This is a genomic window from Coleofasciculaceae cyanobacterium, from assembly GCA_036703275.1.
In the GTDB taxonomy this organism is placed as follows: Bacteria; Cyanobacteriota; Cyanobacteriia; order Cyanobacteriales; family Xenococcaceae; genus Waterburya.
This window is the reverse complement of the sequence record DATNPK010000096.1, coordinates 225,660-238,471: the sequence shown is the minus strand read 5'-3', so window position 1 is coordinate 238,471 and position 12,812 is coordinate 225,660. Positions and strand designations below refer to the sequence as shown.

At 38.1% G+C, this 12,812-nt stretch carries 17 protein-coding genes and 1 tRNA gene; 11 read left to right on the top strand and 7 right to left on the bottom strand.

Annotation, left to right across the window (positions count from 1 at the left end; translation table 11 throughout):
* The first annotated feature begins 38 nt into the window (after nucleotides 1–38).
* Both V6C71_20340 and V6C71_20335 read left to right on the top strand, forming a co-directional pair.
* Nucleotides 39–1,292, top strand: a complete 1,254-nt coding sequence (locus V6C71_20340; protein ID HEY9770807.1) for an ATP phosphoribosyltransferase regulatory subunit — start codon at nucleotides 39–41, stop codon at nucleotides 1,290–1,292.
* A gap of 218 nt (nucleotides 1,293–1,510) precedes the next feature.
* Nucleotides 1,511–2,080: a Uma2 family endonuclease gene (locus tag V6C71_20335; GenBank protein ID HEY9770806.1), complete on the top strand. Its 570-nt coding sequence runs from the start codon at nucleotides 1,511–1,513 to the stop codon at nucleotides 2,078–2,080.
* Nucleotides 2,081–2,120: 40 nt separating this feature from the next.
* Here the strand turns inward: V6C71_20335 and V6C71_20330 are convergent, their stop codons facing one another.
* Nucleotides 2,121–2,438, bottom strand: a complete 318-nt coding sequence (locus V6C71_20330) for a DUF433 domain-containing protein (GenBank protein ID HEY9770805.1) — start codon at nucleotides 2,436–2,438, stop codon at nucleotides 2,121–2,123.
* 275 nt (nucleotides 2,439–2,713) lie between these two features.
* Between V6C71_20330 and V6C71_20325 the strand changes: the two genes are divergently transcribed.
* Nucleotides 2,714–3,316, top strand: a complete 603-nt coding sequence (locus V6C71_20325) for a Uma2 family endonuclease (protein ID HEY9770804.1) — start codon at nucleotides 2,714–2,716, stop codon at nucleotides 3,314–3,316.
* A 1-nt stretch (nucleotide 3,317) separates the two neighbouring features.
* Here the strand turns inward: V6C71_20325 and V6C71_20320 are convergent, their stop codons facing one another.
* The 3 genes from V6C71_20320 to V6C71_20310 form a co-directional block, all read right to left on the bottom strand.
* Entirely contained in the window at nucleotides 3,318–4,076 is a 759-nt protein-coding gene (locus V6C71_20320) for a phytanoyl-CoA dioxygenase family protein (protein ID HEY9770803.1), read from the bottom strand.
* 85 nt (nucleotides 4,077–4,161) lie between these two features.
* Nucleotides 4,162–5,478, bottom strand: a complete 1,317-nt coding sequence (locus V6C71_20315; GenBank protein HEY9770802.1) for an aminopeptidase P N-terminal domain-containing protein — start codon at nucleotides 5,476–5,478, stop codon at nucleotides 4,162–4,164.
* An 85-nt stretch (nucleotides 5,479–5,563) separates the two neighbouring features.
* Complete coding sequence (locus V6C71_20310; GenBank protein ID HEY9770801.1) at nucleotides 5,564–5,752, bottom strand: hypothetical protein; 189 nt, start codon at nucleotides 5,750–5,752, stop codon at nucleotides 5,564–5,566.
* A gap of 89 nt (nucleotides 5,753–5,841) precedes the next feature.
* On the opposite strand from V6C71_20310, the gene V6C71_20305 reads away from it, so the two are divergent.
* Nucleotides 5,842–6,681 carry a prohibitin family protein gene (locus V6C71_20305; GenBank protein HEY9770800.1) on the top strand — a complete coding sequence of 280 codons (840 nt, stop codon included), beginning with the start codon at nucleotides 5,842–5,844 and terminating at the stop codon, nucleotides 6,679–6,681.
* A 154-nt stretch (nucleotides 6,682–6,835) separates the two neighbouring features.
* Here the strand turns inward: V6C71_20305 and V6C71_20300 are convergent.
* Nucleotides 6,836–6,915: transfer RNA gene (locus tag V6C71_20300), tRNA-Leu, on the bottom strand.
* 386 nt (nucleotides 6,916–7,301) lie between these two features.
* A complete protein-coding gene (locus tag V6C71_20295; protein HEY9770799.1) occupies nucleotides 7,302–7,640 on the bottom strand; it encodes a P-II family nitrogen regulator in 339 nt (112 codons plus the stop codon).
* A 240-nt stretch (nucleotides 7,641–7,880) separates the two neighbouring features.
* Here V6C71_20295 and V6C71_20290 point away from each other — a divergent pair, with 240 nt between their 5' ends.
* The 3 genes from V6C71_20290 (at nucleotide 7,881) to V6C71_20280 (ending at nucleotide 9,930) form a co-directional block, all read left to right on the top strand.
* Nucleotides 7,881–8,024 (top strand): type II toxin-antitoxin system Phd/YefM family antitoxin, encoded by a 144-nt coding sequence (locus V6C71_20290; GenBank protein HEY9770798.1) that lies wholly within the window; start codon nucleotides 7,881–7,883, stop codon nucleotides 8,022–8,024.
* A 247-nt stretch (nucleotides 8,025–8,271) separates the two neighbouring features.
* Complete coding sequence (locus V6C71_20285) at nucleotides 8,272–9,483, top strand: transposase (GenBank protein HEY9770797.1); 1,212 nt, start codon at nucleotides 8,272–8,274, stop codon at nucleotides 9,481–9,483.
* Between the two features lie 276 nt (nucleotides 9,484–9,759).
* Nucleotides 9,760–9,930: a type II toxin-antitoxin system YoeB family toxin gene (locus V6C71_20280; GenBank protein HEY9770796.1), complete on the top strand. Its 171-nt coding sequence runs from the start codon at nucleotides 9,760–9,762 to the stop codon at nucleotides 9,928–9,930.
* Between the two features lie 538 nt (nucleotides 9,931–10,468).
* Here the strand turns inward: V6C71_20280 and V6C71_20275 are convergent.
* Nucleotides 10,469–10,612, bottom strand: coding sequence for a DUF29 family protein (locus V6C71_20275; protein ID HEY9770795.1), 144 nt, complete (start codon nucleotides 10,610–10,612; stop codon nucleotides 10,469–10,471).
* A gap of 567 nt (nucleotides 10,613–11,179) precedes the next feature.
* On the opposite strand from V6C71_20275, the gene V6C71_20270 reads away from it, so the two are divergent.
* The 4 genes from V6C71_20270 (at nucleotide 11,180) to V6C71_20255 (ending at nucleotide 12,704) form a co-directional block, all read left to right on the top strand.
* Nucleotides 11,180–11,776 (top strand): hypothetical protein, encoded by a 597-nt coding sequence (locus V6C71_20270; GenBank protein HEY9770794.1) that lies wholly within the window; start codon nucleotides 11,180–11,182, stop codon nucleotides 11,774–11,776.
* A gap of 223 nt (nucleotides 11,777–11,999) precedes the next feature.
* The gene (locus tag V6C71_20265) at nucleotides 12,000–12,206 is read left to right on the top strand and encodes a 2-oxoisovalerate dehydrogenase E1 subunit beta (GenBank protein HEY9770793.1); all 207 of its coding nucleotides are present in this window, start codon (nucleotides 12,000–12,002) and stop codon (nucleotides 12,204–12,206) included.
* A gap of 85 nt (nucleotides 12,207–12,291) precedes the next feature.
* Nucleotides 12,292–12,444 (top strand): hypothetical protein, encoded by a 153-nt coding sequence (locus V6C71_20260; protein HEY9770792.1) that lies wholly within the window; start codon nucleotides 12,292–12,294, stop codon nucleotides 12,442–12,444.
* Between the two features lie 74 nt (nucleotides 12,445–12,518).
* Nucleotides 12,519–12,704 (top strand): hypothetical protein, encoded by a 186-nt coding sequence (locus V6C71_20255; protein ID HEY9770791.1) that lies wholly within the window; start codon nucleotides 12,519–12,521, stop codon nucleotides 12,702–12,704.
* Nucleotides 12,705–12,812 lie beyond the last annotated feature (108 nt).

Here is a 12,812-nt window from a genome sequence, read left to right as displayed (position 1 = left end):
TAAGTTAAGGGTTGCTGGCTATTATTCAGTATATCCCGTTGACTTTTCACAGCGAATTCGCCATTTTACTAGAAATGATTTATCAACCCCCTGCTGGAGCTAGAGATTTACTGCCTTTAGAAGTAGAGCAAAAGCGTTGGATTAACGATCGCCTGCAACACAGATTTCAAACTTGGGGCTATCAGCGAATTGTCACCTCTACTTTGGAATGGCTCGATACCCTAACCGCAGGTGGTGCAATTAAACCCTCTAAAGTGATTCAACTACGCAATAACGGCGAAAACTCTTTGGGATTGCGTCCTGAATTAACTGCCTCTATTGCCCGTGCAGCAGTAACTAGGATGGCAGGCAATACTTATCCACAACGTCTTTGCTATCGTGCCAATGTATTTCGTAACCCACCGTCAAGTCATCATGGTCGCCAGCTAGAATTTTATCAGGCTGGAGTTGAGCTACTGTTTGCTGGAGGTGTTTTGGCTGATGTTGAAATTATTTTGTTGTTGGCAGACTGTTTATATGACTTGGGTATACCAGATTGGTCAATTTTGTTAGGAGAAGCAGGATTAACGCGATCGCTTTTGGCAGTATTTCCAGAATCAATTCGTACCTCAGTACGTAATTGTATTGCGAATCTCGATCGTATTGCTTTAGAAAAATTAGAATTGACAGCAGATTTGAAAGCACGAGCTTTGTTATTGTTTGATTTACGAGGCAAGCCAGCAGACGTTTTAAGCAAGATTTCTAGTCTGGATTTAGATGTTGCTGCCCAGGAAACAGTTAATAATCTTAAATCTTTAATTGAATTACTTAATAATAGTTGTGAGCGTCCTTTACCCCTAACACTCGATCTCAGTCTGTTGCAAACCTTTGATTACTATACAGGGATTGTCTTTAAAGCAGTCAGTTTTCAGGAGCAACAGTCTTATATTTTGGCTGAAGGAGGGCGTTACGATCGATTATTGGGACTATACGATCCTCAAGGTAAATCATCACCTGGGATTGGTTTTTCTCTCTACATCGAAGATTTACATTCTTGTTTATTATCCACCGAAAAATTACCCCAACAAGCTCCTGCAAGCGATTGTATAATCATTCCCACGACTACTAAAGTAGAAGCGATCGCCCTTAGATACGCTCGTCAATTAAGAAGTGAAGACGATTCTGCCAGGGTTGAAATTGATTTAGGTGAGCGATCTGAAGCAGCAATTAAGCAATATGCTAAAACTTGTCGGATTAAGCAATTGATTTGGATTGAAGCCGATGGTACACCCAGAGTTGAAACTTTAAATTAATTTACGCTTGATTTAATTTTGCTTGGTTAAAACTCATTGGTTTTTAGTCCCCAGCTTTTTAAAAAAGATCTAAAATGATTTTTTTTAGTTTAAAAGACTTTATAGCAAGAAGACATTGAGACGAACATTTATTGATGGCAATTGCTAATTTTTGAAGCTTTAGGGGAATGATTTCTTTATAGGACTTAAAAAATCGAGAAAATATAGTCAAAAATAAAATGAATTTACCCAATCAGACTATATCTAAACCGACATTGGCAGAATTCTTGGAACTTGCACCAACCAAGCCAGAACAAGAATACTTAGCAGGAGAAATATCTCAAAAACCAATGCCACAAGGAGAACATAGTGTTTTACAAGCTAGTTTAGTTACAGAAATCAATCAAGTCGGTAAACAACAAAAACTAGTTTGTGCATTTCCTGAGTTACGTTGTAACTTTGCAGAAAGTTCGATTGTGCCTGATGTTGCAGTGTTTGAATGGCAAAATATTTCCCTAAAAGTTAATGGCAGAATTACCAATAAGTTTGAAATTGCTCCAGATTGGATAATTGAAATACTCTCTCCCAATCAATCAGCTAATCGAGTAATTAGAAAAATTACTTTTTGTTTAAATCAAGGAACAAAACTAGGATGGTTGATTGATCCTGAAGATGAATCGGTGGTAATTTTTGAACCTAATTCGACTCCCGTAGTTAAAGCTGATAATGATATTTTATTGGTTTTAGAAGCTTTAGCAAATTGGCAACTTTCAGCAGTAGATTTATTTGGTTGGCTAAATTTCAATTAAATAGCTATTCATATTTTATCTCGTTCATTTTGCGAACTTCCTAAGCTTGTTTTTGTCGCTGTTGTAAATATGCTTCTACTTCCTGTTGATTATTTAAGTAAAATGCAATAGTGGCGTAGACATCCGCTATCTTCAGTGATGGATAGCGATAGACAATTTCCTCAGCCGTAGTTCCCTGCTTAAATACAGTAACAACAGTGTCTAGAGTTACACGAGTTTTACCTACTTGCACCAAGCCATCAGCATTTGTCTCTAGAGGAAGTTCAGCAGCAATGACTAAAGTCCTACTAGCCTCAGATTTAATTAACTCTAGGATATCAAAACCTTGATCGCGGTTACCTAGATCGAGAATTTTCAATCAACAACTTAACCTCAATGTAATAGTATAAATCTAACTTTCGTCAAAACCTTTACTTTTGCGATCGCGCGCTAAAAACTGTAGATCAATTCATGAGTAATCTAGTACCAACGTTTTCTCCAAAAGCAATTGTTAGAAGTATTAGTTTAGTAGCTGGAGGAGCGATCTAGCTAATCATGCACGGGCGAAGCTTATTACTCTATCGATCCAATATAATAGGGACTGTAACGAAAAACTGAGCTATCAGAAGATTATTAGCTTTTGCGATTGAACTTGTGTGTTCTACTCAACCCAAAAGTGCCGTAAGTGACGGTAAAAAATCAGCAGACATGACTTCAATTATTTATCAATGGTCAGTAGATGAATGGCATGAACTGGTTGACGCTGGTGTGTTAGAGGGAAAACCAGTTGAACTTCTCGAAGGAAATATTGTTGAGATGAGTCCAGAGGGAATTGAGCATAGCTATACCAATCAATCTGTAAGCGATTACTTGAGAGATTTACTCAAAGGACAGGCCCATGTAAGAGAAGGTCATCCAATCACCTTAGATAACTCTGAACCAGAACCAGACATAGCTATAGTTCAACTACCAGAAACTATATATCGCAGTCATCACCCTTATCCACAAGATATTTATTGGTTGATTGAGGTATCTAATAGAACTTTGAAAAAGGATCTAGAACAGAAAATTATTACCTATGCCCGCAATGGAATACCCGAATATTGGATAATTGATTTAAAAAATAAAAAACTGATTATTCACACTCAACTGCAAAACACTCATTACTCGCAAACTACTGAATATCAATCGGGGTCAGTAACATCTCAAGCTTTTGCTGAGATTAAGATCGATTTGGATAAACTGTTGCTGTATTGATTTATTTAATAAACTTCATGCCGTATATCGGTTCGGCTTTAGACATCCAGGTATGTCTCAGTAGTTTTTGTAATCTTGGACTGGCGTTTTGAATCGTTTTTGGTTGATGGTCGAACAAATTATTTTCTAAAGGATGAACGTATTGCGGTGTATAGTTTCCCAGTAAAGATACTCTGGGGCGATCGCTTTTGTTTTCCGAAGTATCGTGCCAGCAAAGTCCGTGAGAAATAATTGCTGTTCCTGCTGTTCCAGTAATCTTTTCAGCAGCTTTTTTAAACTGTTTTTTATCGGGTTGAGTCGCCAAATTCTGTGTTCCCGCAGCAAACAAAGGTGCGCCATTATCGGCAGTAAAATCTTCCATTAACCAAATCACCTGAAGTTCTAAAATCGGGTATTTAGGGAAGGGGGAAGACATTGCCCAATAGGGATAATCAACGTGAATACCCATTCTTTTGGCGCCTGGATGGAGGATATGTGCCGAAAAACCGCCCAAAATCGCATCTTCGCCAATAATTGCTTCAATCACTGAGAGAATCAGCCGATCTTGAACTAGGTTAGTAAAAACATCTCCCTTGTAGAGCAAACCGTATAGTCTCTCTTTTCGCCCCTCAACAATTAATTTATTTTGCTGTTTTTCTTGTTCGGCAAGTTGAAGAATTAAATTTCTGGCTGCCGTTGTTTCTTTAAGACTCAAAAGGTTAGGTAGCATAACATAACCTTTACCGTGAATGATTTCTTCGGTTATTTGGGCAATTTTCACTGTAGGTAATTTGTTAAAAATGATAATTAATCTGTTGTGATTGTTTGTTGTTTGTTATTAATTACTGGTTCATCGATAAGTCGGCTTATCTCTCCATATCCTTAATCGATTTGGGTACGTCTGAAGTCAAAATGTCATGTCCATCGGGTGTTACTAACAAGTCATCCTCGATGCGAATACCAATTCCTTTCCAGCGATCGGGAATTTCTGGCTGTCCTTCGGCGGGTTTGATCTGGGGCGAAATATAAATTCCTGGTTCAACTGTGACTATGTGTCCTGGAGTAAGATTTTGCCAATCTTCGTTGTGCCGATAAACTCCGACATCATGGACATCTAAGCCCAGCCAATGCCCTGTACGGTGCATATAAAACGGCTTGTATTTTTCTTCCTTGATAATCTCTTCCAAGTCGCCTTGGAGTAATCCCAAATCTAATAAACCTTGAACAATTACGCAGACAGCCATATCGTGGAATTCATTGTAAGGCTTTCCTGGCTGTACTTCGGCGATCGCTTTTAACTGCGCTTCTAAGACAATTTCATACAGGGCTTTTTGTTCTGGAGTAAATTTACCACCTACAGGAAAAGTGCGGGTAATATCACCGTTGTAGTAGCCATAAGAGCAACCAGCATCAATTAGCAAAAGCTCGTTATCCTGCATTTGACGATCATTTTCAATATAGTGCAGAATACAGGCGTTTTCTCCCGATGCCACGATCGAGGGGTACGCAATACCAATGCCCCCTTCTTTACGGAAAATATGCTCTATTTCTGCCTGTACCTGATATTCATAAATTCCTGGTCGAGCAAATTCGCGGGCGCGATTGTGTGCCATTGCTGAAATTTTAGTTGCCTGTCGCATCAGGGCTACTTCTCCAGGGGTTTTTACCAACCGCATTGGAAAAGTCAGAGGACGAGTATCTTCAATCGCTAAGGGTGCTTTACCGCGTTTTTGATAACCCTGCATTAATCTTTGCCAATGAGAAATTATTAGCTGGTTAAATTTCTCATCATTACCTAAATAATAGTAAATGCGATCGGCATTAATTAAATACTGGGGTAGTTTTTCATTTAGTTCGCCAATTGGATAGGCTTCATCTGCCCCATAAATTTCTTTAGCTGCTTCCACACCACAGCGATACCCTGTCCAGGTTTCTTTCTCAGGATCTTTAGGCTGAACAAATAAAATATACTGGTGTTCTTGATGATGGGGGGCGAATACCGCTACGGCTTCTGGTTCATTAAAGCCTGTCAAATAGTAAAAACTACTTTCTTGACGATAGGTATATTCAACGTCGTTGTGCATAGTTGCCATCGGCGCACTACGAAAAATTGCCGTTCCTGCGCCAATTTTGGACATTAATTTTCGTTGGCGTTGGCGATACTCTTGCTGCTCAATCCCCATGCTGATTTAATTGCTTAGCACTGTAAATATTCTTATATTGTTTATTATGCGATAAAAACAATTTTCATGTCTGTGGAACAGTACACTATTTGTTTACAGCAGTTTTTGATTGGGTAGACCACATTGATTTGTCTAAGTAATAAGTATTAGTTGAACTAGACATCGCTAAATTAATTACGGCATAATATCCAGCCTGGGCAATTAACGAAAATTGTTGAGCAGTTGGTTGTTGCGAAGTCGCTAACAAATCGCTTATTTGGTGTAAGTAGTTCATTACTATTCATTCCTGCTAAGTCATTAAATACGATAAACTTGCAAATACCATTAACAGACTAATTTTATATACATATAGGAGATATCGGCTTGAATACTCAGTCGTCTAATAGTTGGCAGCCTCTGCTAGGTGGTATTGTTGCCGCTATAGTACTTTTGATCGCTTTCAATTCATTTATAATTCTTAATCCCGGTCAGGCTGGGGTTTTGAGCATTTTGGGGAAAGCTCAAGACGGTGTTTTGCTAGAAGGAATTCATCTTCGTCCCCCATTGGTTTCCAACGTGGATATCTACGATCTGACGGTACAAAAATTTGAAGTCCCCGCACAAAGCTCTACCAAAGATTTGCAAGATCTTAAAGCTAGCTTTGCGATTAACTTCCGCTTAGATCCAATTGAAGTAGTGGAAATACGCCGTAAACAAGGAACACTGCAAAATATCGTTTCCAAAATTATTGCTCCCCAAACTCAAGAATCTTTTAAAATTGCAGCAGCTAGAAGAACTGTAGAAGAAGCAATCACCAAACGCAATGAATTAAAAGAAGACTTTGATAATGCTCTAAGTGAACGCTTAGATAAATATGGCATTCTAATTTTAGATACTAGCGTAGTCGATCTTAGTTTTTCTCCTGAATTTGCTCGAGCAGTCGAGGAAAAACAAATTGCCGAACAGAAATCCCAAAGAGCTGTATATGTAGCTAGAGAAGCCGAACAGCAAGCTCAGGCAGATATTAACCGTGCTAAGGGTAAAGCAGAAGCTCAAAGACTACTGGCTGAAACATTAAGAGCGCAAGGTGGAGAACTAGTACTAAAAAAAGAGGCGATCGAAGCCTGGCGAGAAGGTGGCGCACAAATGCCTAAGGTTTTAGTCACAAGTGGCGACTCTCAAGGTGGTATTCCTTTCTTATTTAACTTGGGAAGTGTTGAGTAAGCTTTTCTAATAGATTACATCGATTATTTTGAGCGACACTATAATGCTGTACTTTTGTATAAGTACAGCGTTTTTTTAATCTATATTTATAGTCCAGTTAAATTATATTTAACCGATTTTTAGATAAGCTAAAAGCTTTCTTTTCAATAACTTATGGGCGGGGGGAGACTCGAACTCCCACGATTTCTCGCCACATTTTGAGTGTGGTGCGTCTACCAATTCCGCCACTCGCCCGTGACTTTAACTTTTACCAGTATAGTCTATCCAGGATCATCGATACAAGCTATTTTGAATTTAATAAAATAGCTAGATAGATAGAAAATCGCTCTTGTAGTAGCGCATCCAGATTAATTGGTTGGGTATTGAAAATTAGTTTCAGCCCCCTACCCCCCAAGCTTGGGGGAATCAGCCCAAATAATTTAATATATGAAACATATTGGAAAGTAAATTAATTTTATATCGTGTTATAACCCGTGGTTTTTACCCCCAAAACCTAACTTTTTCCTAAAAGCATTGAAAGCCGATCATTTCTAAAGCTATAGAAGCTGATTTTAGTTTCATACTAAATAGACTGTCTGAAAAGCGAACAGCAGCATGGTTTAGGGGGCTAAAAAATCGGACTATACTGCCTCTAAATTTTTCTCTCCAGTACGAATTCGGACAACTTGGTCTACAGGATAAACAAAGATCTTACCATCGCCGATTTCGCCTGTGCGTGCAGCAGCAATAATTTTATCTACTACCATTTCTACCTGATCGTCTTCGATTACAATTTCAATTTTTAGCTTTTGCAGAAATTCTACTGTGTATTCTGAACCCCGATAACGCTCAGTTTGCCCTTTTTGGCGACCAAAACCACGTACTTCAGAAACAGTCATTCCAACTACTCCAGCATTAACTAGAGCAATCTTGACTTCATCTAATTTAAAAGGTCTGATAATAGCTTCTATTTTTTTCAATTTACAGTCTCCTGTCGTTGTTATAAGAATTAGACTTTCACTATTTTACGTATATTCATTCAGAAAGCTAGTCCTACAGTTTATACATCTTATTGGTCGCTTTTATGATACAGGGTTTGGGTTTTTAGGATAAAGGCGATCGCACTATATAAATAATGAGATCGCTTTTTTATTGTTTTTGCTTGCTGAAATTAAAGATAACTGGCTATAGTTGTACTATTAACAAGACAGGTTGTAGCCATGAAAATAGTTACTTTTACTGAAGCCAGAAATAAACTGAAAACTGTTTTAGATCGAGTAATTAATGATGCTGACTACACCATAATCACTAGGCGCGATGCAGATGATGCTGTGATTATGTCTCTAGAATTTTTTAACATTTAGACTGAGAAGTCCCGCGCTGTACCACTCTTGTCAGCGTCGGGACGGGGCTTATCCTAAAGGACTAGCTTCGCGTCGTAAACGCCTGGGAAACCACAGGCGACAGCCCCATATGAAAAGCCTGTCTCAGAGCGGATACCGCTTCGAGACCGAAGGGCGGAGTGCGGTTTATCCGTGAATCCGCGATTGGCATATGAGCTTTGCGAACCAATATTCTACCAATACATCACAAAGATAGTAGAGTAAGCAAATGATACTAAATTATGTTTACCGCATTTATCCAGATAGCAGTCAAATTGAATCACTCGACGAGTGGTTAAAAACTTGTAGAGTTAGCTATAACTATGCTTTACGAGAACTAAAAGATTGGATTGCTTCTAGAAAATGTTCGGTAGATAGATGTAGTTTGGAATCAGAATATATTATGGCTGCGGATTATCCGTTTCCCAGTTACCACCAACAGCAAAACAACCTACCCAAAGCAAAAAAGAAATTCCCTAGATTGAAGACTGTACCGTCACAGGTATTGCAAACTAATATCAGACGACTGCATGATAGCTGGGATGCTTTCAGAGCAAAAGGATTTGGGTTTCCAAGGTTTAAAAAATATGGGCAAATGAAGTCCATTTTGTTTCCTCAGTTCAAAACCAATCCTTTAAGCGATTGGCAGATACAAATACCCAAACTAGGAAAAGTGCAGATCAATTTGCACAGACCAATACCTGATGGTTTTGTAATCAAACAGGTAAGGATAGTCAAAAAAGCCGTAGGTTGGTTTGCTGTGGTAGCAATAGAATCAGATATTGTTTTACCTAGTCCAACACCTCATGGTCATAGCATTGGCGTAGATGTTGGCTTGCTATCTTACATAGCTACATCTGACTCTTTCACCGAACCTAGACCTAAGTTTTTCAAGACAGCCTACAGTCGGCTGAAAGTGCTACAAAAGCGTTTGTCGAGAAAAATGAAACGGGGAGAGAACTATGAAAAAGCAAGAACCAAAGTAGCCAAACAACATAACCATATTGCTTTCAAACGCGCTGACTATCAATATAAATTAGCGCATAAACTCTGTTCTATGGCTAACACAATCTATGTAGAAGATTGCGACTTTGGTATCATGGCCAAAGGAATGCTAGGCAAGCATTCAATTGATGCTAGTTTTGGTCAGCTACGCTCGATCTTAGAATATGTAGCCAAAGAGCGAGATGTCTTTGTCGGCAGGATAGATCATCGGGGAACAAGTCAAACTTGTCCTAATTGCAGAACTGAAGTTAGAAAAGATCTAAGTGTCAGACTACATCAGTGTCATGAATGTAATTATGTTGTCGATAGAGATATAGCCTCGGCTCAAGAAATATGTAACCGAGGACAAGAAACGTATCGGGGGACTCCCGAAAAGCACGCGAATAATGCGGGAGGAAAATCCACACCGCATTTTCGCTCAAGAAATTGGCACTAAGAGTCGTACTGTCGGGGAACTTTGTTCTAGATAAGTGGCGCAACTCAGCTAATGCTGTTAGGGGAGCAATGCCCAATAGTGATATTGGGAAGCCCACGCTATATTGCGACGCAAGGAGCCCTAAAGGATTCGCTTCGCATCACAATTAGCGTTGGGAGGATGTCACTAGCTTGTTAGAAACTGTTCATTTGCTGAAATCTCCGAAGAATGCTGCTCACTTAGAACGTTCAATCGCTCAATATAGACAAGGACAAGTGACAGAAAAAGATTTATTGGATGAGTAGTCGTATATTGGCTTGGACTGATGAAGCTTGGGATAGTTATGTTTTTTGGCAGCGTCAAGATAAAAAGACGCTCAAAAGAATTAATAAGCTGATTAAAGCAGCAAAGAGTACTCCGTTTGATGGCATTGGCAAGCCAGAACCTGTGACTTCCTCCCATCGCTAACTGCAAGCAGTATAGCGTGGGCTTCCCACTCTCGCGAGCAAGCATTTACTGTCCCATGCCACTTATCTAGAAACAGTTTTGGTACAAACGGCAAACGCCTCCCACTACTGCTTCCCCGACAGTACGACTTGACAGTCAATTTCTTTCCCCGATAGACCATCGGTACTACTATCCATTACGATTATTCGATTTCTAATCTATTTCCCTAGTTATGGAGGTTCCGAAGACTGATTTGCAACAACTACCTTTCACTCTCATCTAGGTTGGGTAGTTCCCAATCCTGGGTCAATTCAGGTTTATACCTTGCGCCCATCACAAGTGTACTGCTTATTGGCACTCTGCATTTATGAAGATTGCTTGTCAAAAATGTAAAGCTCGCTATCATCCCAACGCCAAACAAGTTATGGCGTCGGACTTCCCGCTCACAAACGTTAAAAGAAAACTTATCAGGTTTTTGCTCGCGTCGTATTGATGATACTAATCGTCTTGTTTATGCAGTAGATGATAATTACTTAACGGTTATTTCTTGTCGCTTTAATTATTGACAAAAACTAGATTTCTTCAATCTTTCTTTCTGCTTAATCGGCGATCGCTTTTCTGACTTTCCCATATCGTCTATTTCGTCTAACAGATTATCCCAATCCATATTTTTAAAATCTCTATTTTGAATAGTTTCTTTTATCTTTTCGATTCAAAGATTGAAGTCGCGATCGTGTAACTGTTTTAGATTAATCATGATTTTTAATTTTGTAGAAATTCAGTTTATCAAAAAGTTTTTCGCTATCTCCTAAAGTCTCTAGAACATTCCCAATCTTATTAAAGAGGCTTATCGAGGCTTAACCGAGATATGTTGCCAGTACTGGTGCGCGGAAGTCAAAAGTTAATAATCAAAAGTCAAAAGTATTTAACTGTAAGGCTTTGATAATTTATGAATGGTGGCTTTATTTACGCCCACATCTACTATTTGGTCGCTTTTTCTATTCATTAAATTTTAAATTTCAACAATAGTGAAAATACTTATCTTTTTTATTTCTCGATTTTTATTAGTTAGCTTCATCATAAATTTACTAAATACATCTAAAAACCACTATTTCTTTATACCAAAACTTCAGTATTTTCAAGAGTTTACGTTGCCTATTCGTCACTGTTATTGTTGATTCACTGGCAAATAAAGTCTAACAAATATTAAAAACTCTCAAATTAACTAATACAAATACTATTTATTTAAAAACCAAGGAAATTAATTCAAATGCTTAAATTTGTTAATCTTAAAAAACTAACCGCTAAAAGTCTTTTGGGTATTTTGATAATCGGCAGTTTTATAGCAGGAACAAGTGATAAAAAAGCTCTTGCTGATAATGGATGCAGTAATGATGGTCATGGTAATAATGCACCGTTTACCCATACTGTAGGCGTAGGTAAACTTAAAATTAGCGGTTACGATCCAAGTAATAAGGGTGAGTCTTCTGGCAAAGATGCTTTAATAGCAGATCTAGTTGCAGGTGCAACCGCTAAAGTTGATAGTTCTAAAAGGTATGAAATTTCTTTCACTGGTGCTAGCTCTTATAGTCTGAACGAATTGCAAGCTACTGCTCTTGTTAATAGTCACCCAGACTGGGAAATTAAAGGAAATGGATCAAATGAAACGACAACTATAGAAGAGTGCAGTGGCAATGATCGTGATAATGACGGTATTAACGATGCAGTAGAACTAGGACGCAATTTCAATTTTCCCTTAGACACCGACAAGGATGGTATTTTTAATTATGCAGATACTGATAGCGACGGAGATGGTATTTTAGATAATGTTGATCCTAACCCCTATGTTATAAATTACTCTGACTAAAACATCAATCAGCTAATTTAACTATTAAAAATAACCAAGCGATCGCATTATATGATGCGATCGCGCATTTTATTGCTTCTATTTGAGTCAGGCGATGGGTTTTCTAGAATGGCGATCGCTTTGATGATGTTAATTATACTGCCAAGATAATAAGTTACTATCCTATAGTAGAAATCTGGAGCATTTTAAAAATAGTAATACCGTATTTAGGTAATTATCACTAATGATAGAAATTGTTTTTCTGGTTGAAGATGACCCTGACGGAGGTTATACAGCCAGAGCATTAGGTGAGTCTATATTTACGCAAGCAGATAATTTGGAAAGTCTCAAAGAAATGATCCGTGATGCAGTTGACTGTCATTTTATAGAAGAACAAAAACCTAAAGTAATTCGATTACATATTGTTCGAGATGAGGTCATTGCATCGTAAAATTACCGCGAGATATATCAGGAAAAGACTTAATTAAAGCTCTTTCTTTTCTTGATTATGAAGTTTTCGCCAAACTGGTAGTCATATTAGGTTAACTACTAAACGAAATGGTGAACACCATATTACAGTTCCCGCACACGAGCCAATTAAAATAGGAACTCTAAACTCTATTTTTAAAGCAATTGGTGAACATCACAGTTTGAATCGTAATGAATTAATCAGAATGTTATTCGGCTGAAGTCTTTTTATTTACTCTTGTTATTTGAGTCATGCGATCTCCTGAATTTGGAATCAAGTTATTAACGATCAACTGTGGATAAAATAAATTTTTCTCCTGACAATATAAAAAAATTATTTCAAGATGCCATAGATGAGACGATTGAACAGCACCGAATTAAAGGTGAGTCTATTACGATTTCTGAACATGGGAAAGTAAAAATCATTCCCCCAGGAAAAATTACTCTCCTAGCAAATAAGCTAACAAAAAGAAAATTTTAGGAACAACTTCAACTGTAATTTTTAAGATTTAAACAGAAAGCGATCGCGCATTTTATTGCTTCTATTTGAGTCAGGCGATCGCTTTTTTTATGCCTTCTACTAAAATAA

Excerpts from the sequence above, each read along its gene's own strand:
- V6C71_20335 (HEY9770806.1), top strand. The coding sequence starts at position 1,511 with ATGAATTTACCCAATCAGACTATATCTAAACCGACATTGGCAGAATTC.
- V6C71_20315 (HEY9770802.1), bottom strand. The coding sequence starts at position 5,478 with ATGGGGATTGAGCAGCAAGAGTATCGCCAACGCCAACGAAAATTAATG.
- V6C71_20310 (HEY9770801.1), bottom strand. The coding sequence starts at position 5,752 with ATGAACTACTTACACCAAATAAGCGATTTGTTAGCGACTTCGCAACAA.
- V6C71_20290 (HEY9770798.1), top strand. The coding sequence starts at position 7,881 with ATGAAAATAGTTACTTTTACTGAAGCCAGAAATAAACTGAAAACTGTT.
- V6C71_20285 (HEY9770797.1), top strand. The coding sequence starts at position 8,272 with ATGATACTAAATTATGTTTACCGCATTTATCCAGATAGCAGTCAAATT.
- V6C71_20280 (HEY9770796.1), top strand. The coding sequence starts at position 9,760 with ATGAGTAGTCGTATATTGGCTTGGACTGATGAAGCTTGGGATAGTTAT.
- V6C71_20270 (HEY9770794.1), top strand. The coding sequence starts at position 11,180 with ATGCTTAAATTTGTTAATCTTAAAAAACTAACCGCTAAAAGTCTTTTG.
- V6C71_20265 (HEY9770793.1), top strand. The coding sequence starts at position 12,000 with ATGATAGAAATTGTTTTTCTGGTTGAAGATGACCCTGACGGAGGTTAT.